This window comes from Melioribacteraceae bacterium (assembly GCA_019638015.1).
GTDB lineage: Bacteria > Bacteroidota > Ignavibacteria > Ignavibacteriales > Melioribacteraceae > JAHBUP01.
Map to the genome: position 1 here is coordinate 41,636 of JAHBUP010000001.1, position 19,411 is coordinate 61,046.

Sequence of the window (19,411 nt, forward strand, 5' to 3'; positions counted from 1 at the left end):
TATTTCTAATTAGTTTCCGGTTGTTATTAAATAATTCTGCCTTGCGAGCAGCAGCTGAATATTATGAACCGCTAAATTCTGCCGCGCCTGATCTTCCGCGCTTAGCTCTCGAATAAAATCGTTAGAAGTAATCACTCCATTTTCAAGTTGAGATTTCGCGGATTCTTTTACAGAAGTTCTGATCTCTATTATTTTCTTATCCACTTCAATTAAAGAGTTTAGTTTTTCTATTTCGTTGTAATATTGTTTTAGATTAATGCTGGTATTAAGAAGAAATGATTCTCTTTGTGTATCGATCGTTTTTTTATTTAATTCAAGAATTTCTTTTTCATTTCCAAACGAATATAGGTTTGATAGCGGCCAGTTAACTCGGGCGCCGGTTATATAGTACCAGTCAAATTCATTCTTAAGCATATTTAATGTTGGCTTGCCGTATCCCCCCTGAAAAAATAAACTTGCCTTAGGTAATATTTTTGAATTTGCTAATCCGTTTTGTTCTTCTATAATTTGGCTCTGAAACAAAAATAATTTTAGCTCGGGACGGTTAAGTTCTTCGCTTGGTAATAACCCGTTAAACTCTGGTGTTTTCAGCTTTATAGGTTCTTCTAATTTTTGATTGAGTAATAGTGCGAGTATGTCCATAAAATTTTTTCGCGCTGATTTTAATTCAATCTCTTTTTGAAGGGTTTTTAATTCTTCGGCTTTAAGAATATCTACATTTGTTTTTGTGGCGGTTCCATTTTCTAAAGCGGCAGAGAGCTTAGATAGACTTGCGCTTAAATCTTGTTTCACTAAATTAAGTTGGGCGAGTTGTGATTCAAGCAATAAAATCCCAAAATATATTTGAGTGACTCTTTCTTTTATCTTCAGCAATTCAATTTCAAGTTTTTGATTTTCGGACTCAGCAATTGATTTTTGCATTCCGGCCTGAGAGCTCATAATTCCGCCGTCATATATTACCTGCGTTAAATCAACTACCGTTTTATACTGATCTTTTGTAAGCGATTCTATTTTAATTCCGGGAAATGAGATCGGCAGAGAAGTTACATCGGATTGATATGTTGCCTGTGCGGATATATTTATCTGAGGTAAATATCCTTTCCAGATATTGCTGACGCTGAATTCTTTACTCAGCTCAATATATTCTTTCTGTTTGATAAGGGGATAGTTATCCCTCGCTTTCAAATAACATTCTTCAAGGGTTAGACTTGTTTGAGAATGAATATTTCCCGAAAGCCAAAAGAGAAGCGCTGCTAGTAATAATAATTTCCTTTTCATAATTATATCTTATTGCTTATTAATTGTATGATTAAATACTTCCCGCCCTTTTTCAGTTACAATTCCACCGATTATAACTTTAAAAGCATAACGGGCAGCTTCTATAATTGAACAGTTATTGTTTAAAATAAAATCGGGATTGACAACGTTGCGTACCGACGCCACAAGCATGGTCATAATTAATGAAGTATGGTAATCTAAAAATAATCCCTCCTCCTTTCCCTGATCAATAATTCTGGTAATATTGCCGAGCATCATCTCGGTCCTGAAATTATCAATCTCATTCCACAGAGATGGAAAATGTCTTTTCATCTCCTCCATTCTTGCTGTACTGATCTTTTCTGACGCCTTCGCCAGCACCTGCATTAACGCTTCAAGTTTTTCAATAGCATTTTTATCGGTATTTAAAGCGGGGAGAATTCTATTCTTCATTTTATTCATAAAATGCTGAGCGATAGAATGAATTAAATCATCTTTAGAGGGAAAAAACTTATATATAGTTTTTTTACTCATTTTTAATTCTGCGGCCACCTCATCCATTGTAGTTTTATAAAATCCATCCCTAAAAAACTTTTCCTCCCCAATCTCAATTATTTTATCTTTTTCTTCCATTTTTCCTCTTGGAAACTATTTAAGTTTTTCTGGTTTCCAAACTAAACAACGGAAACTAGTTTGTCAAGTAATAGTTTCCGCTCTAGGCGTTGATTTATTGAACGGTGTTTATTATTTTTTGGGTGTTAAAATTAATTAGTGAGTAGTTTGGGCATTTTAGAGAGAAAAGAGAGAGAGAAAAGTGAAATGCGGAAATTGATCGTTGATGCCGCTGTTTCGCTCTTTATGACTGATGGTTATAATAATGTTTCAATGAGAAAAATTGCCGAAAAAATTGAGTACAGTCCCGCCACTCTATACACTTATTTTGAGGATAAAGGAGCTATTTTCTTTGAAATTTATAATCTCGGCTTTAAAAAATTTTATGAAAGTCAGCTGGCTGTTCAAACAATACCGGATCCAAAAGAACGCCTAATTGAACATGGGCGTGCATACCTAAAATTTACACTCGAAAACCAGGAGTATTACGATCTAATTTTCATTGAGCATCATCCTTCTGAAAAAATAAAACAGTTTGAGGGATGGGATTTAAGTAAAAGAAGTTACCAGTTGCTTCGAACTAATGTACAGCAATGTATGGATGCTGGTTATTTTCAAAATCAGAATATTGATGTTGTTGCTTTTTCTTTGTGGAGCTTGGTTCACGGAGTTGCTTCAAACTATATTAGAAAAAACATGGAAATGATGAACGAAGAGGAAAAAAGATTTTTATTAGATAATTCGCTCGAGTTCTTGAGAAGTATTATTAAATAAATACTTGTTCACAGTAATAAAATTGAGATAAAAAAAGAGAATTATGCAAACAATACTTGGAGCCGGTGGGGCTGCCGGGACTGAACTGGCAAAACAATTAATTAGCTATACCAATAAAATTAGAATTGTAAGCCGTAATCCTAAAAAAGTAAATGATTCTGATGAAACTATGGCGCTTGATTTATCAAATCAAAGCAATTTAGAAACTGCAATTAAAGAATCTGAAATAGTTTATGTAACCATCGCGTTCGAGTACAATTCAAAAGTATGGAAAGAAAAGTGGCCCCCTTTTATGAACAACCTAATAGAGTTATGTAAGAAGCATAATTCTAAAATTGTCTTTGTTGATAATATGTATATGTATGATCCAAATTATTTATCAAACATGACAGAGGAGACACCAATAAAACCGGTTTCAGAAAAGGGAAAAGTTAGAGCGGAAATTTTTAAAATGCTGATGAGCGCTGTTAATAGAAGTGAGATTACGGCATTAGTGGCGAGAGGAGCTGACTTTTATGGGCCGGGAGTTGTGGGAAGCTACTTAACTCAAACGGTAATAAATAATTTAACAAAAGATAAAAATCCTCAATGGCTTGGCAAGCTGGATGTAATTCACAATTTTACTTATAATAAAGATATTGGACACGCACTGGCACTTCTCGGAAATACACCCTCGGCTTATAATCAAGTTTGGCATCTCCCAACCACAACAATAAAATTAACTTCCAGGAAGTGGATTGAATTATTCTTAAAAGAAATGAATAAACAAAAAAAGATACAGGCAATACCCACCTTTATGCTGGGAATATTGGGACTTTTTATTCCTGTCTTAAAAGAATTAAAAGATATTTCATACCAAGTTGAAAACGATTATTTCTTCAATAGTAATAAATTTAATAGTCATTTTAATTTTACCCCAACTTCTCCTGAAGAGGGGGTAAGGGCAACAATTAATTATTTAATCAATCGTTCGCTTTAACATGAAAAACAAAAATATTATTTCGTTATTGGTTGTTTTTATTTCTCTAATTACAATTTTACCTACGTCATTAGGTATTTTAAGTGGTGGTGGTTCGGGAAAGTATGAATATGAATCGATACGTGGAGAAAAAATAACAATTTACGGTACCGGATTATATGGGCATATGTCCGCCGATGTTGCCATTCAGGGAATTGCTCAAGACTATGTAACTCTTTTTGTCGGCGTACCTTTACTTCTAATTTCTCTTTTTTATTTGAGGAGAAAGTCGTTGCGCGGTTTATTTCTTCTATCGGGGACACTATTATATTTCTTTTTAACTTATTTGCTTTACACCGCGATGGCAATGTACAATAAAATGTTTTTGGTCTATGTAATATTGATGGGAATCTCATTTTATACTTTTATTTTAACCTTATTTTCATTCGATACAGAAACTCTTGTTGCCTCAACAAAATCAAATAAACCAGTGAAAACTGCCGGTATCTTTTTAATTATTAACGCCTCCTTGATTACCATGCTGTGGCTCAGCGTGATTCTACCACCACTATTAAATGGTTCTATTTTTCCGAAGGAGGTTCAGCATTACACAACATTGATAGTTCAGGGGCTTGATTTAGGATTGTTTCTGCCCGCTGCTTTTATAACCGGTTTCTTAGCTATTAGAAAAAACAAATTTGGCTTATTATTTACTCCCATATATTTAATATTTCTTTCAATTTTAATGACCGCCCTCGTTTCAAAAATAATATTTATGGCAAATGCTGGAGCGAATGTTGTGCCTGTAGTTTTTATTATGCCTACCATAGCAACAATATCAATAATATTTTCATTTTTACTTCTTAATAATCTGAGGCATCAATAAAAAAGTTTTAATTCCACACAAAATTTTTTCTTTAATTGACGCCTCTTTAGTGATATTAATTATTTCTGTGATTAGTATCTTAATATAGCCGCTATTTTCTGGTGTAAAGATAAAGCTCCATTTTCGACAAACGCGGTTTTACCCCCTTTTTGTATTACTATTTCTATTATCTCATCAACCGCATCACTAATATCTCCTGAATGACCAGGAGCCTCAACCGGAAGAAGCGTTAATCCATCAATATCAATATTTGCAGAGCAATGAAAATCCTTTTCGACCAATAATGTTTGGCATCTGCCCTCTACCGCCCTTCTCCAACACTGTTCAATTCCAGATGCATATTTATTTGCATTTACCGCTTTTTCAAGATCTGCTAATAAGTTGATTTTATTCTTTTCAATCGCCTCAAACACTAATGGCCAAGCAAGCTTTGATAACTCATGTGGAGAGATTTTATCATACGATCCCTCTATTTGAGCAATCACATTTTGCTTGTTTTCAGTTATTTCATTAAAAATGGAAAGATATTTTTTTACCCCCGTAATTACGACAGGTAATGCTTCAACGGAATTTAGAGAATTAAGATTACGATCCATTTTTCTGAAAAACTGTTTCGTCTTTTCATCTTCGTAAGCAGAATTGTTGGTTATTTCACCAACTCTAATTGGCTCATCCCAGGTTGTTTCTTGAAAATAAATAGGAAATCCATTCCTCTCAACTTCAATCAAGCTATCTCTTAAACCCTCAAAAAGTCTTGTTGGTTTTCCGCTTAAAACCAACACTAAATATTTTGGACTCCTGTTCAAAGTATAGATTAGATTTCTGGTCGCAAACGTTTCATCAATTATTACTTGTTCTTTAACCGAAAAAGGTATATCAAACTTAACAGCAACATTCATATTTACAAAAAGTGCAAGTCCGTCGAGTGTGTAATTATGGTCAACAGCCCCAACCAAATCATTAACTTTTTCGAGCAATAATGATGCTTCATTAGAATTAACCTTTCCTGATAGTCTGTGTTCAACTTCTCTAACCAAATTTTTCAATCTGATTGCGTCTTGTTTGTTCTGAGGCGAGGTTCTGTGTGTGGGTAACATAATTGAGATACACGGATAATTTTTATGAGACATCAGTTCTAATATCTCTTTTCTGTTCATGTTTTCCTCCGGGATTGGTTTCAAAGTAAAATATGATGAAGATATAAATCAGTGTTATTATAAACTATAAAAATCGGAAAGGGGCTTTCTTTTAGGATGGATATTCAAACTTAAACTTAGTGGATTGCTATTGAAACAAAAAGATATCGTCCTGTTTTCAAAATTTTTTATATTGACCCCAACAATAAATGTCAAAAAATAAATTATGGAATCGTGTGGTCTTGTCTAGCTCAAACTATTTATTAATTCTTTTAGTCTTCTTCAGTTCATTCTCCTATTCACAGACAGATAAAACTAATAATTCGGATTTATATTTAACAGCGAACCCTATTGTAAAAAAGTTATTAGATTCTTTAAACGTTGCGAAAAATGATGCGGAAAGAGTACGTTTATTCAATTCCCTAAGCTGGAATTTGGCAGATGTTAATTTTGAGGCGGGGAAAAACTTTGGCGATTCCGCATTTGCGCTTGCCAATAAATTAGGTCTAGATGTAGAAAAAGCTACCGCATTAAATAATATTGGTGAAATTTTATCTATAAGTGGAAATATTAAAGAGGCTATTTCAAAACACCTGCAAGCATTACAAATATTTAACTCAATAAATAATAAAAGTGGGATTGCAAACACTTACAAATTATTGGGTTTTTCTTTCTATAATATTTCTGACTTTAAAAGTGCGCTTGAGTATTTAAACTCAGCTCTCGAAACTTATGAAAATATAAACGACGAATCGGGCGCTGCAATTATTCATAATCATCTTGGTAATGTTTATGGTACAATAAAAGATCTTGATAACGCGCTCAATCACTTTAATAAATCTTTGTCGTTTGTACAAAGCGTTGGTGATAGCTCAAGAGCTGCTGTAAACTTGGGGAATATTGGGTTGATTTACTTTGAGAAGAAAAAATATAAGAAAGCAATTGAAAACTATTTAACCGCATTAAAAGTTTTTAAAGCTCTAAATCAAGAAATGAACTACTCTGTGTATCTTGGAAATGCTGGATTGGCATATTTAGAATTAAAAGAGTTTTCTAAGGCACAAAAATTTTTTAATGAGGCTCTTTCGATATCCAAAAAGTTAAAAGATGGTTATGGAATTGCTTTTGAAAATGCCAACCTGGGCAAAATGAATTATAAACTAGCCCTTCAGAATAATATTTCGGAGACCCAAAAACTTGATCACTTTAGAGAATCAATCACTTATTATAATAATGCTATCTCGATTCTTGAACCGCTTGGTTTAGCAAACGATCAAAAAAATTATCTATTCGAATTATCTACAGTGTATAAATCGATGGGTAATTATAAATTAGCCCTTGAGGCTTATGTAAAAGCCAGCGCATTAAAAGATTCGGTATTGTCTGAATCCACAAAAAAGGCAATTGCAGAACTTGAAACCAAACAGCAATTAAAAGAGAAAGACAAAGAACTAGAAATACTGAACAACGAAAAAGAATATCAAACAAAAGTAACACGCTCTTTGTTTATAATTTTATTTCTACTGGCGATCATAATTGTTTTAATTATTTATGCTTCCCGTAAGCAGAAAAAAATTAATGCCGAGCTGCAAAAAAATATAATTAAAAGGGAAGAAACTGAAAAGATGCTTCGCTTAAATGAAGCCGAATTAAAGAAACATAGAGACCAATTAGAAAATTTAGTGGAAGAGAGAACAAAAGAACTGAAGGCGGAGAACTCGGAACGACTTCGAGCTGAAAAGGAGGCGCTAGCCGCAAAAGAAAAAGCAGAGAACTCAGATAAACTTAAAAGTGAATTTCTCGCTCAGATGTCGCACGAAATTAGAACTCCCCTTAATATTATAAATGGATTTAATACTATTCTCAAAGATGAACTTCAGGATAACGCCACCCCCGTATTTAAAAAAGCCATGTCTAATTTGGAAGTCGCTTCAAACCGAATTATTAGAACCGTTGATATGGTTCTAAAAATGTCGGAAGTGACACTTGGTACGGCCAAGGTTTCGTTCAGTAAATTTGATTTTAAAGAAACAATTCTTGATGAATTACTCGATAAATATAGCTATTTGGCAAAGGAAAAAAATCTTTACATGGAATGTGTTTATGAAACCGATAAAACGATTGTTTACTCGGATGATTATTATGTGTTTCAAATATTTGTTAATCTCATAGATAATGCCATAAAATATACTCCCTCGGGGGGGATAAAAATAATTATTCGCAGAAACGACTTTAACGAATTGTCTGTTTCGGTAATTGATTCGGGAATAGGAATTTCACATGATTTTTTCCCAAATATGTTTCAATCATTTTCACAAGAAGAACGGGGTTATACCCGCAGTTATGAAGGCAATGGATTAGGGCTTTCGTTGGTTAGTAATTACTGCAAATTAATCGGAGCAATAATTTCAGTTGAATCTGAAAAGGGGAAAGGAAGCTCATTTACCGTAACATTCCCCCTAAATAGCGTTGAAAAAAAACCCTCTACTTAATTCCAACAAATCTTACTACTGCGGCTTTTCCTTGATGTAATTTTCCCTCGCTTAATTCTATATTGTCTCTTGATAATTTTTCAAATTCAAAATCAATAAAATCCTCGGTAATAGATTGTAAGTCATAAAGAAGATCCTTGTCTTTTGGTCCGCCGGAATTATATTTCAATTGTTCCTTGTCAAATGCTTCAATAATAATTTTACCTTTGGGTTTAAGCGCATCAATAACTTTTTGATGGAGTATTGGCTTGGTCTCCTCATTAACATGAATATAAATAAGTGCCACCGCATCGTATGATTCTTTTGGAAGAGGAGATTCAATAATATCGGCGACTATATAATTAATTGTTACATTACTTTTACTTGCTAATAGTTCTGCTTTCTTTTTACCGGCTTCCGAATAATCAATTGCATCCACCTCCCAGCCAAGAGTGGCGGCAAATATCGCGTTTCGTCCTTCACCTTCTCCAAGGAATAGGATTTTTCCTTTGGGAAGTTTTTGAAGTTCTTCTTTTAAAAATGCATTTGCTTCTGTGCCATACACAAACTCGTTTTCAGAATAACGATTGTTCCAAGTTTCTTTCATACATCTCCGATTTTATTTACAAAAATACTAAATTGAGAAGTAGAATATCGTTTACTATTTTATAAAAGAATATTTAGGAAATAGAATATTGATTAATACCGACAAAATCATAATTGTAGGGGATCGGGTACTGATTAAGCCCGAAGAACAATCAAGTAAAACAAATAGCGGTTTATATCTTCCTCCGGGGGTTCAAGAAAAAGAAAAAGTTCAAGGTGGATATGTTGTAAAGGTTGGTCCCGGTTATCCAGTTGGAATTCCTGGAGATGACGAGGAGCCATGGAAAGAACAGAAAGCAATAAAGTATATTCCTCTTCAAGCCAAAGAGGGGGACTTTGCGGTCTTCTTAAAAAAGGATGCGGTAGAGGTTGAAATTGAAAAACAAAAATTTATAATTGCGCCCCAAGCTGCAATATTAATGTTGTATAGGGATGACGAGTTGTTTTCCTAATTTTGATTCGCCTTTAATAAACAATCACAACAAATTACAATAGGAGTTAGTATGAAGGTCTTAAATGAATTCAAATCGTTTGCTATGCGCGGTAACGTTGTTGATATGGCCGTTGGTATAATAATCGGCGCTGCATTCAGCGGTATAGTAACTTCTTTGGTTAATGATGTGATAATGCCGCCTATAGGAGCATTAATTGGAGGAATTGATTTTTCTAACTTATCTATAAAAATTCCATCAATTCTAACTCCCGAGAAACCGGTAGAAATATTATATGGTAAATTTTTAAACACATTAATCAATTTTATAATTGTTGCCTTCGCAATATTTATGTTAATTAAAGGTGTTAATTCATTAAAGAAAAAAGAAGAACCAAAACCCACTGCTGCGCCAGCTCCAAAAGAAGAGGTCGTTCTGCTTTCTGAAATTAGAGATCTTTTAAAAACTAAATAAAAGTGATAGTTAAAAAAAATATACAGTTAATTACTGCTCTAATATTCATTATTTCATCCAGCATATTCCCCCAAAATTTAGAACGCCCGGAAGTTGGGGTTGCTCTTTCCGGCGGAGGAGCGCTTGGATTCGCTCATATTGGGGCCTTAAAAATTATAGACTCTCTAAACATCCCCATAGACTATGTTGCTGGAACTAGTATGGGGGGACTTGTTGGTTCGCTTCTTTCGTTGGGTTATTCTCCGCAAGAAATGGAGGAGTTGGTTACTTCAACCGATTGGGATGACATTTTTGATGACTCTCCTAAAAGATCCGACTTACCCTACTTTGAAAAAAGAAACCGTGGTTTATACCAGCTATCACTAAATTTAGATGGATTTACTCCTACAGTTCCAAGCGGTTTAATTGCTGGACAAAAAATTTCTCTCCTCTTTTCCAATTTAACTTATCTACACGAAAGCAAAAAAAATTTTGATCAACTCCCGATTCCTTTTAGATGCATTGCCGTTGATTTAATTACTGGTAAAGAAGTTGTTCTTAAAGAGGGCTCTCTATCAAAAGCAATGAGAGCTACAATGTCTATTCCTTCTGCTTTTAATCCTGTTGAATGGGGAGATTATCTTCTAATTGATGGGGGAGTGCTAAATAATTTTCCGGTTGATGTTGCACGAGAAATGGGCGCAGATATCGTTATTGGGCTCAATCTAATTTATCCCCCCAACAAAATGGAAGATTATGATAACTTATTAACTATCCTGAGCAGAACCGCTGACATCCCCAGGGATAGAAGATTGTTTGATAATATTAAAGAAACCGATATTTATATTGAACAGAATGTCGATCAGTTTTCGTTAACCGATTTTAATAGTGAAAAAATTTCTTTAATAATTAAGAGAGGGGAAGAGGCTGCCAGAAATAAAATTCCAGCTTTACTCGAATTAAAGAATAAGCTTCTATCATTTCCTCCTGATAAAAAAGAAAGAATTGTTCTGCGCCGTGATTTTACAAAAACAATTTCAAGTATTACTCTCAAAGGAAATGAATTATTAGATTTTGAGTTTATTAATAATTTACTCGACATAAAAACCGGGCAGCTTTTCGACTCGAATATAATTTCAGAAAAAATAATGCGTGTGTATGGCCTGGGCTATTTTGATACAATAGATTATGAGATTGAGCCTGCCGGAAAATATGAATATCATCTTATTATTAATATTAAAGAAAAATCGAAACAAAAAGTTTTTTTTGGATTGCGTTATAATGACTTTAATAAATTGGTGGGGGCAATAAAGGTACAAACAACCTCTCTTTTCATCCCCGGTTTACGTACGGAGTTAGAATTGCAGTTTGCCGGTATTTATAAAATTTCAGGAAAAATGTTTTATCCCTCCCGATCGCTTGATTTTCCGATTTATCCCTTCATTCATTTTATAGATAAAAGTTCACCTGTAAATATTTTTGATAGCACCGGCTCTAAATTGGCACAATATAGAGATGCTTCTTTTTTATATGGCGGGGGTATTGGTGTAAATATATCAAAAGATTGGGATTTGGAAGTTTCATACAATAAAGAACATGTTAATGCGAAGGCAGATATTGCATTCAGAAATTTTGGATACTTTCCCGATTTTGGTGATAAGTTATCAAGAATTGATTTAGCCGTTAATTTTGACAATCTTGACAACATTGTGCTTCCGCGAACTGGAACCAAAATTAGTATTCACTCAGAAATTAGCGATACGCGGCTCGGTTCCCCAATAATTTATAATAAATTTGACCTCCGTGGAGAATCTTATATAACCTTCAATAACTATCACACTATAAAATTTCGCGGTTCTTATTTAAAAGGATGGAATAATGTTCCAATTTATAAATTGTTTTATTTGGGTGGTCCTGCCGAATTTATTGGATTAGATTACACTCAATTGTTCGGCAGCAGGATTGCAATAGCCGGAATAGATTATAGATATGAGTTTAAGAAAGATATATTCTTTAAAATATTATTTAATGCCGCTTTCGATTACCGATTTGGATTTCCAGGCGAAACACAGATAAATGGAAATCCTATTTATGGTTTTGGCGTTGGAGTTGAGTTTTTGTCTATACTCGGCCCGCTTCAATTAATAATAGCCAATGGTGAAAAATCTCCTTATAAATCAGAATCAAGAAAACTTTATTACTACATTACTGCCGGTTATAAATTTTAGGATGCGCTGTCCTTATAAACAAAAAATCAGACAATCCTCTCAGAATTTTATTGATTAGTTAAAGTTGTTGTTTTACTTTTGCCCAACTTTTTAAATAAAATCTGGAAATAAAATGGAACACGCTCTTCCCGAAATTCCTCTTCTTTCAATGTTGCCTTTTGTTTTAATGCTTGGTGCCATTGCCGTTCTTCCACTAGTAGCTCACCATTGGTGGGAAAACAATCGCAACAAATTAATAATTGCAGTTATATTAAGTATTCCAACAACAATATTTTTACTCTCACAGAGTTTAAGCAATGAATTAGTTCATATAATGTTGTTTGATTATGTACCGTTCTTAATTTTACTTGGCGCGCTATTTACAATTACTGGGGGTATTTATCTTTCGGGGGATATTGAGGCAAAGCCAACAACAAACACTGCGTTTTTGGGAATCGGAGCCGTGCTCGCATCGTTAATGGGAACAACTGGTGCGGCTATGTTGCTTATTAGACCGGTGATTCAAACCAACAAGGAAAGAACTTTTAAGGTACATACAATATTATTTTTTATTGCTATTGTTGCTAATGCCGGAGGTTTATTAACTCCTCTTGGCGACCCTCCTTTGTTTATGATGTATTTACGAGGGGCTCCCTTTACCTGGTTCTTTAAATTATTTCCTGAATGGATTGTAACCAACATACTTCTTCTTGTAGTTTATTACTTGGTTGATATTTATTACCACAAAAAAGAGCCGGTCTCGGCATTAAAATTAGATAAGTCAGTAAAAAGACCGATTAAATTAGAAGGAAACTTAAACTTTGTTTGGTTAATTGGGGTAGTATTATCTGTTGCATTCTTAAACGAACAATACTTAACCTTTATTAACGACAATCATTATTACAAATTCATCCGCGAAGCTGTTATTCTTGGAATGGCTGTGCTTTCTTTACTATTCACTACAAAACTTGTGCGTACATCTAATAATTTTACTTGGGAACCCATAAAAGAAGTAGCATATCTTTTCTTGGGAATTTTTATAACAATGGTTCCATGTTTACTTTTCTTAGAGGCAAACGCCGCTCACCTTGGGGTTAATACACCTACACAGTTTTATTATTATACCGGTTTGTTAAGCTCTTTCTTGGACAACACACCAACAGCGGTTACGTTTCACTCGCTTGCTCTGGGATTAGGGTTAACCGAAGGCACAATGGTGGCGGGAATTCCGGAGATATTACTAAAATCAATATCAACCGCGGCTGTGTTTTTTGGGGCAATGACTTATATTGGAAATGGACCTAATTTTATGGTTAAAGCTGTAGCAGAAGAAAACAATATAAAAATGCCTTCATTCTTTGCATACATGTTTAAGTTCTCAATTATTGTTTTATTGCCAATCTTTATATTGGTACAGTGGTTGTTTTTATAAGCATAATTTGGGCGGGGTCGATTATCCGGCTCCGCTCATATCTTCAGATCTAAATCAATCCTTTTTTCATCATTGAAATAGAGGGGCAATAATAAAACTATAAAAAAAACAATTATAGCCGAATAAAAGAAAACGCCTCCAACAACTTTATCATACTCTAAAAGATTTAATTCCCCCAATAAATATGCCCAATCATGATAAACCTTATTTCCACCAAGAAGTGGAAGTTTTTTTGCTCTCGCGTCAGCCGCATAAACGCTTATGTTTATTAGGTTTTGTGCAAGCCAAATTAAAAATATCTGCGCCATAAAAATTTTTTTGTGAATAAAATAATAGACTATAAACATTCCCGGTATTATTATTTGCATTAATGTTCCACCCAAGGCATGTATAAATTTCCCAAACAAACTAAAAACCCCATGTCCCCCTTCGTGAATCAAAAGATTAATATAATCGATGAAGAGAAACTTTCCCTCGTTACTAATAAAATATATAATTACAGGAAACAAAAAAACCGATCCTAACCATGGTTTTAATTTTTCGAGTATAGTTTTATCCCGCTTAATTTGTTTGTAGTTTATGGTTATCATTCTTCAAATAACTTTCTTAACTCTTCATGATCTTGAGTAATCCCTAAACACACAATCAATTTAATTCTAGCTTTTTGTCCATTCAAATAATCTGAAAAAATAACTCCCTCCTGTTTTAACCATTTTCCAGCACCTTCATAACCATAAATATCCAAAGTTTCACCTGCGGGACATCTCGAGACCAGAATTACCGGTATATTTTTATCAAGAATATATTTTATTCCTTTGAATACAGGTGGCGGAACGTTACCAACCCCCATTGCTTCAACAACAATCCCCTCTGCACCGCTATCGGCTGAATATGTAAAAAACTTTTCATCCATTCCGGCATATACTTTTATTAAATCTACTTTGGAATTAATCTTATTTACCGAAAAAGATTCTAGTTTTCTTGCTGTTCTATTAAACCAAACTCTTCCTTTATCAACAAAACCGAGCGCTCCAAAATCGAGACTGTGAAACGTTTCTATATCTTCTGTGTGTGTTTTTGTAACTTCGCTCGCCGCGTTAATTTCTCCATTTAAACAAACCAAAACTCCCATCGACGTGCTGTTTGGATTATTAATAATATTAATCGCGTCCAATAAGTTTTTTGGGCCGTCCCAATTATTTTCGGAACTAGTTCGCATTGCCCCAATTACTACAATTGGTTTTTCTGTTTTAATGGTCAAATCCAAGAAGTAGGCGGTTTCTTCCAGTGTATCGGTACCGTGAGTAATTATAATGCCGTCAACCAAATCATCATCAACAAATGAATTTATTTTTTTCGATAAATCGAACATGAGCGGTGGGGTAATGTGTGGTCCCGGAAAATTTCCAAATTGATATGTAGTGAGATTAGCCAATGATTTTGCTTCAGGAATCATATTTAGTAAATCTTCCCCTAAAAAATAGGGAACCGCCGCTTTAGTAGATTCATCTATTTTCATAGAAAATGTTCCGCCGGTAAATACAACTAAAATGTTCTTCATTACTATCTCACATTATTATTTATTAAAATTAATTGAGTGAGTCTTACTATCAAAGAAAAAATTTTGCTTTTGTTTTAAAAATAATTTGCACAAGAAATATTTGGAAATTATTTTAATCGCACTTTTAGTTGACCCAAAAAGGCTGTTAATAACTTGTTAACAACTCTGTTTTGTGGAACGTTTCACGACACTAATCGGTCATTTTGTTTTATATTTATTGCTATACATAATGTTCGTTTTTATTGAAAAAGTCCCCCAAGTTGTTTGTTTGTAGGTGTTTGTGGTGATTTATTAATGTTATTAATTTGTTTATAATTTCGGTTTATAAAAAATCAAGAACTCTTTTAAAAATATTTTTTGAGATAAAAAAGTTTTTTTAATGTGGATAATATGCAGAATTTAGCCGAGTTGGCGCATCTTCAAAAAAGCGCGGTAGATGTTTGGAAAGAATGTTTAAAAATAATTAAAGATAACGTTCCTTTTATAACATATAACACATGGTTCCTTCCTATAAAACCCTTTGATATAGAAAACACAATTCTAAAGGTTTATGTACCCAATAGTTTTTTTATTGAGTGGATAGAAGAACACTACAATACTCTTATAAATAAAACAATCCACCAAGTACTTGGTTCTGATGGAAAACTAATTTATTTAATATTAGAAGAGAAAGAAGAGCCCGCCGAACCGCATAAATTTGACACCACATCAAAAAATCAAGTTATTGAAACAGAAAACAGACAACCTGATTTTGAAAATTATTTAAATGTAAGATATACCTTTGAAAATTTTATAAAAGGGGAGGGGAATCAACTCGCAAGAGCTGCCGCTTTTGCAATTGGCGAAAACCCCGGACAAACATCTTTTAATCCTTTATTTATTTATGGTGGTGTTGGATTAGGTAAGACTCATTTAATACATGCTATTGGAAATAAAGTTTTAGAAAAAGATAAATCAAAAAAGGTAATTTATATATCTGCTGACGCTTTTACTGTTGAGTTTGTTGAGTCTATACAAAATGATACCGTGAATGAGTTCTCTAGTTTCTATAAAACAATGGATTGTTTAATTATTGATGACATACAATTTTTAATTGGTAAGGAAAAAACACAGGATTTATTTTTTCAGATTTTTAATACTCTTCACCAATCTGGAAAACAGGTTGTGTTATCGAGCGACAAAGCTCCTAAAGATCTGAAGGGATTAAACGAAAGGTTAATAAGTCGGTTTTCTTGGGGACTATCAGCAGATATTCAACCCCCCGATTTCGAAACAAGAATTGCGATCTTAAAAAATAAAAGTGAAACGTTCGGGATTTATTTATCTAACGAAACCCTTGAATATATTGCTCAAAATATAACTTCGAATATTAGAGAGTTGGAGGGTTGTTTGATAAAATTACTGGCAAACTCCTCGTTAAATTCCAAAGAAATAGATTTTGAACTTGTTAAAAAAACAGTAAAGGAAATATCAACAAATAAACAAGTAAATATTTCTGTAGAGTTGATAACTAAAATTGTTTGTGATTTTTTTGGTGTTGAGGAAAATAAATTAAGAGAAAAAAACAGAAGGAAAGAGGTGGTAATGGCTCGCCAAATAGCAATGTATTTGGCAAAAACTTTAACCAAATCTTCACTCAAAACAATTGGCCTTCAATTTGGTGGACGTGACCATTCCACTGTAATACACGCACAAACAACAGTTGAAGAGTTAATTAAAAAAGACATGCAGGCAAGAGAAGTTATAGAAACCCTCAAAAACAAAATAGAAATGACTGTAAATTAGGCTGTTAATAACATGTGTTTTAGGGGTGAACAACATGTTTGTAATTTATATTTATGAGCCCTGTATAATTAACATTAGATTCTATACATATTATTAACTTTTTAGTGTTATTATTTTATTGGTTTTTTAATCTATAAACGGTGATTTATCGAGTTATTAACAAATCAACATTACTAATTATTATTAATCAATTATATAATTATCTAAAAAAGATTAATAAGGGTGTTAATAAGGTTAATATCTTTAAATAGTTATTTGGCTAAACAAATTGAAAATCTACCTAATTTTTGATATTTTTTGCATCAACTTGGAGAAATTATATGGAATTCAAGGTTAACAGTAAAGAACTAGAAAAACTTCTAAGTAAAATTATTCCGGCAGTTCCAACTCGCACTCCTATGCCAATTTTAGAAAATTTTCTTTTCGAAGTTAAAGATGGTTTGTTGACTATTTATGCAACTGATTTGGAAATCTCGCTGAAATCTTCCCTTAACATAGTTTCAGATGAGAACGTTGAGGTTGTAATTCCGGCAAGGCTATTAAACGAAATAGTAAAGTCGTTGAAAGAAACTGTTATCCATTTCAAGTTTTTACCTAACAATAAAATTAATTTGCTAACCGATACCGGCAAGTATATGATAAGTTATTTGCCAGCTGATGAATTTCCCGAAATAGCATCGGTTGATTCAGAAAAAGGATCCGGCGAGATTAATGAATTTTCTATAAATGGTGTTGAATTAAGACAGGCATTCGACCGCGGCTCATTTGCTATGAGTAAAGAAGAAATGAGACCAGCTATGATGGGTACTTTATTTGAGTTTTCAAAAGATGGTTTAAGATTTGTGAGTACCGATGGGCATCGATTAGTTAATCTGCTAAAGAAAAATATTGTAACAAGTTTTAGTCAGCAATATGTTGTTCCAGAAAGAGCTGTTTCTGTATTATCAAAAATATTAGATGAAAAAGAAGTTAAAATTCATCTTTCAAAATCATACGCATCTTTCAAATTAAACGACATAGAATTAATAACCAGATTGATATCACAAAAATATCCCGATTACGCAAGCGTAATTCCTATGGAAAATGAGTTTTCACTAAAAGTAAATACTAAAGATGTGCATGATTCAATTAAACGTATGATGTTGTTTTCAACTACAAGTACTCGCCGGGTTAAATTTTCAATTACAAAAGATATGTTAAATATTTCTGCCGAAGACCTTGATATTGGCGCTTCAGGCGAAGAAAAAGTTAAATGTGAATATTCTGGCGATGAACTTGAAATAGGTTTTAATTCCTCTTACGTCAATGATATGTTGAGCCATTTGTCAGGGGAAGAACAAATAATTTTTAAATTACACTCCCCAACAAAAGCAGTTTTAATAAATCCAGTTAAAGAAAAAGAGAATGAAGAACTAATAATGTTATTGATGCCGGTTCGGTTAAACACATAAAATGTTTCTTAAGCAAATTGAATTAAAGAACTTCAGACTTCATACAAACACATCAATAAAGTTCTCTGAAAGGCTAAATCTTATTATTGGCGGAAACGGACAGGGAAAAACATCTATTTTAGAGGCAATTTATTACTTGTGCACTACAAAAAATTTAAATCTCTCGTCAGAGTCTGATGTACCCACGTTCGGTTCATATAGTTTTGAGGTGCAAGGAGTGTTTTTTGAACGAACAGAAAACATATCCCGCTTTAATTATGACAGCCAAAAAAATAAAAAATCATATTTTCTTGATGATAAACAAATTTTTAGCTCTGCAAACATAATTGGAAAGTTTCCAATAGTCGCTCTTATACAATCAGACCACGCCATAACACTTGGCGCTCCATCCGAAAGAAGAAGATTTGTTGATTCTGTTCTGTCGCAAGCAAGCCAAACATATCTACAATTATTAATTGAGTATAATAAAATTTTAAAACAACGCGGCGCACTTCTTTCACAAATAAGGGAATCTCGAGACAGAAATCTATTTAGCCAGATTGAAGTATGGACAGAAGCATTAATAAAATCGGGTTCCCAAATAATAAAACATCGGTTTGATTTTATTGAGGAATTTAATCCTTTTATTAAAGATGTTTACACAAACATAGTTGAGAAAAAAGAGATTCCTAAAGTAAAGTATAATACAATCGAGTTTGAAAACTATAGCGAGATAAGTAAAAACCTGCAAAAGAAAATAGAAGCATCGGCTCAAGATGAATATAGAAGAGGCATTAATTTGGTTGGTCCGCACCGGGACGATTATATTTTTACAGTGAATGATTTGGAGTTAAGAAGGTTTGGTTCGCAGGGTCAGCATAAAACATTTCAAATTGCATTAAGGTTTGCACAATTTTTTTATTTAAAAGATAAACTCGCAAAAACGCCAATGTTCTTAATGGATGATGTTTTTGGTGAACTAGATAAATCAAGAGCCTATAGAATTAGTAATTATATCGCCGAAATTGGTCAATCATTTATTACTCTTACTGATTTAACTAATATAGAAAACTTAAATATTAATAACGGAACATTAGTAATAGAAGTAAATAATGGAAACTCGATCGTGGCGTAATAGCTTTAAAAAAATTGATGAAGTTATAAACGTCGAAAACGAATTTTGGCTTCTAAGAGAGACGGCAAATAATTACCGAGTAGTTGAAGAGTTTTCAAAAATATTTCCTGAACTCACGGTGATTGTAAAAGCGGTGAAAGTTGAAAAAAAAGTTCTTTTTTTAAAAACAGAAAACTCGGTTTGGAAAAGTGAATTAAATTTTCAAAAAAATGCTCTGATGGAAAAAATAAACAATTACTTTAATCAACCAATAATTAAACACATAAAATTTTTGTAA

The 19,411-nt window shown here is 33.2% G+C and carries 18 protein-coding genes; 12 read left to right on the forward strand and 6 right to left on the reverse strand.

Features of this window, described 5'->3' with window-relative positions; all coding sequences use genetic code 11:
- Positions 1–9: 9 nt before the first annotated feature.
- Positions 10–1,278: a TolC family protein gene (locus tag KF816_00175; GenBank protein MBX3006416.1), complete on the reverse strand. Its 1,269-nt coding sequence runs from the start codon at positions 1,276–1,278 to the stop codon at positions 10–12.
- A gap of 9 nt (positions 1,279–1,287) precedes the next feature.
- The gene (locus KF816_00180) at positions 1,288–1,890 is read right to left on the reverse strand and encodes a TetR/AcrR family transcriptional regulator (GenBank protein ID MBX3006417.1); all 603 of its coding nucleotides are present in this window, start codon (positions 1,888–1,890) and stop codon (positions 1,288–1,290) included.
- 186 nt (positions 1,891–2,076) lie between these two features.
- On the opposite strand from KF816_00180, the gene KF816_00185 reads away from it, so the two are divergent.
- Genes KF816_00185 through KF816_00195 form a run of 3 tightly spaced genes read left to right on the forward strand, consistent with a single transcriptional unit; the run spans position 2,077 to position 4,487 of the window.
- Entirely contained in the window at positions 2,077–2,643 is a 567-nt protein-coding gene (locus KF816_00185; protein ID MBX3006418.1) for a TetR/AcrR family transcriptional regulator, read from the forward strand.
- A gap of 43 nt (positions 2,644–2,686) precedes the next feature.
- Positions 2,687–3,622, forward strand: a complete 936-nt coding sequence (locus KF816_00190) for an NAD-dependent epimerase/dehydratase family protein (GenBank protein MBX3006419.1) — start codon at positions 2,687–2,689, stop codon at positions 3,620–3,622.
- Between the two features lies 1 nt (position 3,623).
- Complete coding sequence (locus KF816_00195) at positions 3,624–4,487, forward strand: hypothetical protein (GenBank protein MBX3006420.1); 864 nt, start codon at positions 3,624–3,626, stop codon at positions 4,485–4,487.
- Between the two features lie 71 nt (positions 4,488–4,558).
- On the opposite strand, the gene KF816_00200 is transcribed toward KF816_00195, so the two are convergent.
- Entirely contained in the window at positions 4,559–5,644 is a 1,086-nt protein-coding gene (locus KF816_00200; GenBank protein MBX3006421.1) for a hypothetical protein, read from the reverse strand.
- 188 nt (positions 5,645–5,832) lie between these two features.
- Between KF816_00200 and KF816_00205 the strand changes: the two genes are divergently transcribed.
- Complete coding sequence (locus KF816_00205) at positions 5,833–8,115, forward strand: tetratricopeptide repeat protein (protein MBX3006422.1); 2,283 nt, start codon at positions 5,833–5,835, stop codon at positions 8,113–8,115.
- On the opposite strand, the gene KF816_00210 is transcribed toward KF816_00205, so the two are convergent.
- A complete protein-coding gene (locus tag KF816_00210; protein MBX3006423.1) occupies positions 8,108–8,701 on the reverse strand; it encodes a methyltransferase domain-containing protein in 594 nt (197 codons plus the stop codon). The two genes, KF816_00205 and KF816_00210, sit on opposite strands and share 8 nt — an antisense overlap.
- Positions 8,702–8,789: 88 nt before the next feature.
- On the opposite strand from KF816_00210, the gene KF816_00215 reads away from it, so the two are divergent.
- From KF816_00215 to KF816_00230, 4 genes are all read left to right on the forward strand, one after another.
- The gene (locus KF816_00215) at positions 8,790–9,152 is read left to right on the forward strand and encodes a co-chaperone GroES (protein MBX3006424.1); all 363 of its coding nucleotides are present in this window, start codon (positions 8,790–8,792) and stop codon (positions 9,150–9,152) included.
- Positions 9,153–9,203: 51 nt separating this feature from the next.
- Positions 9,204–9,605 carry a large-conductance mechanosensitive channel protein MscL gene (gene mscL, locus KF816_00220; protein MBX3006425.1) on the forward strand — a complete coding sequence of 134 codons (402 nt, stop codon included), beginning with the start codon at positions 9,204–9,206 and terminating at the stop codon, positions 9,603–9,605.
- Between the two features lie 2 nt (positions 9,606–9,607).
- The gene (locus KF816_00225) at positions 9,608–11,812 is read left to right on the forward strand and encodes a patatin-like phospholipase family protein (protein ID MBX3006426.1); all 2,205 of its coding nucleotides are present in this window, start codon (positions 9,608–9,610) and stop codon (positions 11,810–11,812) included.
- Positions 11,813–11,960: 148 nt separating this feature from the next.
- Positions 11,961–13,223 (forward strand): sodium:proton antiporter, encoded by a 1,263-nt coding sequence (locus tag KF816_00230; protein ID MBX3006427.1) that lies wholly within the window; start codon positions 11,961–11,963, stop codon positions 13,221–13,223.
- Between the two features lie 35 nt (positions 13,224–13,258).
- On the opposite strand, the gene KF816_00235 is transcribed toward KF816_00230, so the two are convergent.
- The gene (locus KF816_00235; GenBank protein ID MBX3006428.1) at positions 13,259–13,771 is read right to left on the reverse strand and encodes a hypothetical protein; all 513 of its coding nucleotides are present in this window, start codon (positions 13,769–13,771) and stop codon (positions 13,259–13,261) included.
- Between the two features lie 38 nt (positions 13,772–13,809).
- Entirely contained in the window at positions 13,810–14,784 is a 975-nt protein-coding gene (locus KF816_00240; GenBank protein ID MBX3006429.1) for an asparaginase, read from the reverse strand.
- Between the two features lie 390 nt (positions 14,785–15,174).
- On the opposite strand from KF816_00240, the gene dnaA reads away from it, so the two are divergent.
- The 4 genes from dnaA (at position 15,175) to KF816_00260 (ending at position 19,411) form a co-directional block, all read left to right on the forward strand.
- Entirely contained in the window at positions 15,175–16,569 is a 1,395-nt protein-coding gene (gene dnaA, locus KF816_00245) for a chromosomal replication initiator protein DnaA (protein ID MBX3006430.1), read from the forward strand.
- Between the two features lie 320 nt (positions 16,570–16,889).
- A complete protein-coding gene (gene dnaN / locus KF816_00250) occupies positions 16,890–18,020 on the forward strand; it encodes a DNA polymerase III subunit beta (protein ID MBX3006431.1) in 1,131 nt (376 codons plus the stop codon).
- Position 18,021: 1 nt separating this feature from the next.
- Positions 18,022–19,134, forward strand: coding sequence for a DNA replication/repair protein RecF (locus tag KF816_00255; GenBank protein ID MBX3006432.1), 1,113 nt, complete (start codon positions 18,022–18,024; stop codon positions 19,132–19,134).
- On the forward strand, positions 19,112–19,411 hold the full coding sequence (locus tag KF816_00260) for a DUF721 domain-containing protein (GenBank protein ID MBX3006433.1): 300 nt from the start codon (positions 19,112–19,114) through the stop codon (positions 19,409–19,411). Before KF816_00255 ends, KF816_00260 begins: the two co-directional genes overlap by 23 nt.

Bases quoted from the DNA above. Each gene is read 5' to 3' on its own strand.
- KF816_00175 (MBX3006416.1), bottom strand. From the start codon at position 1,278: ATGAAAAGGAAATTATTATTACTAGCAGCGCTTCTCTTTTGGCTTTCG.
- KF816_00180 (MBX3006417.1), bottom strand. From the start codon at position 1,890: ATGGAAGAAAAAGATAAAATAATTGAGATTGGGGAGGAAAAGTTTTTT.
- KF816_00185 (MBX3006418.1), top strand. From the start codon at position 2,077: ATGCGGAAATTGATCGTTGATGCCGCTGTTTCGCTCTTTATGACTGAT.
- KF816_00190 (MBX3006419.1), top strand. From the start codon at position 2,687: ATGCAAACAATACTTGGAGCCGGTGGGGCTGCCGGGACTGAACTGGCA.
- KF816_00195 (MBX3006420.1), top strand. From the start codon at position 3,624: ATGAAAAACAAAAATATTATTTCGTTATTGGTTGTTTTTATTTCTCTA.
- KF816_00200 (MBX3006421.1), bottom strand. From the start codon at position 5,644: ATGAACAGAAAAGAGATATTAGAACTGATGTCTCATAAAAATTATCCG.
- KF816_00205 (MBX3006422.1), top strand. From the start codon at position 5,833: ATGTCAAAAAATAAATTATGGAATCGTGTGGTCTTGTCTAGCTCAAAC.
- KF816_00210 (MBX3006423.1), bottom strand. From the start codon at position 8,701: ATGAAAGAAACTTGGAACAATCGTTATTCTGAAAACGAGTTTGTGTAT.
- mscL (MBX3006425.1), top strand. From the start codon at position 9,204: ATGAAGGTCTTAAATGAATTCAAATCGTTTGCTATGCGCGGTAACGTT.
- KF816_00230 (MBX3006427.1), top strand. From the start codon at position 11,961: ATGTTGCCTTTTGTTTTAATGCTTGGTGCCATTGCCGTTCTTCCACTA.
- KF816_00240 (MBX3006429.1), bottom strand. From the start codon at position 14,784: ATGAAGAACATTTTAGTTGTATTTACCGGCGGAACATTTTCTATGAAA.
- dnaA (MBX3006430.1), top strand. From the start codon at position 15,175: ATGCAGAATTTAGCCGAGTTGGCGCATCTTCAAAAAAGCGCGGTAGAT.
- dnaN (MBX3006431.1), top strand. From the start codon at position 16,890: ATGGAATTCAAGGTTAACAGTAAAGAACTAGAAAAACTTCTAAGTAAA.
- KF816_00255 (MBX3006432.1), top strand. From the start codon at position 18,022: ATGTTTCTTAAGCAAATTGAATTAAAGAACTTCAGACTTCATACAAAC.
- KF816_00260 (MBX3006433.1), top strand. From the start codon at position 19,112: ATGGAAACTCGATCGTGGCGTAATAGCTTTAAAAAAATTGATGAAGTT.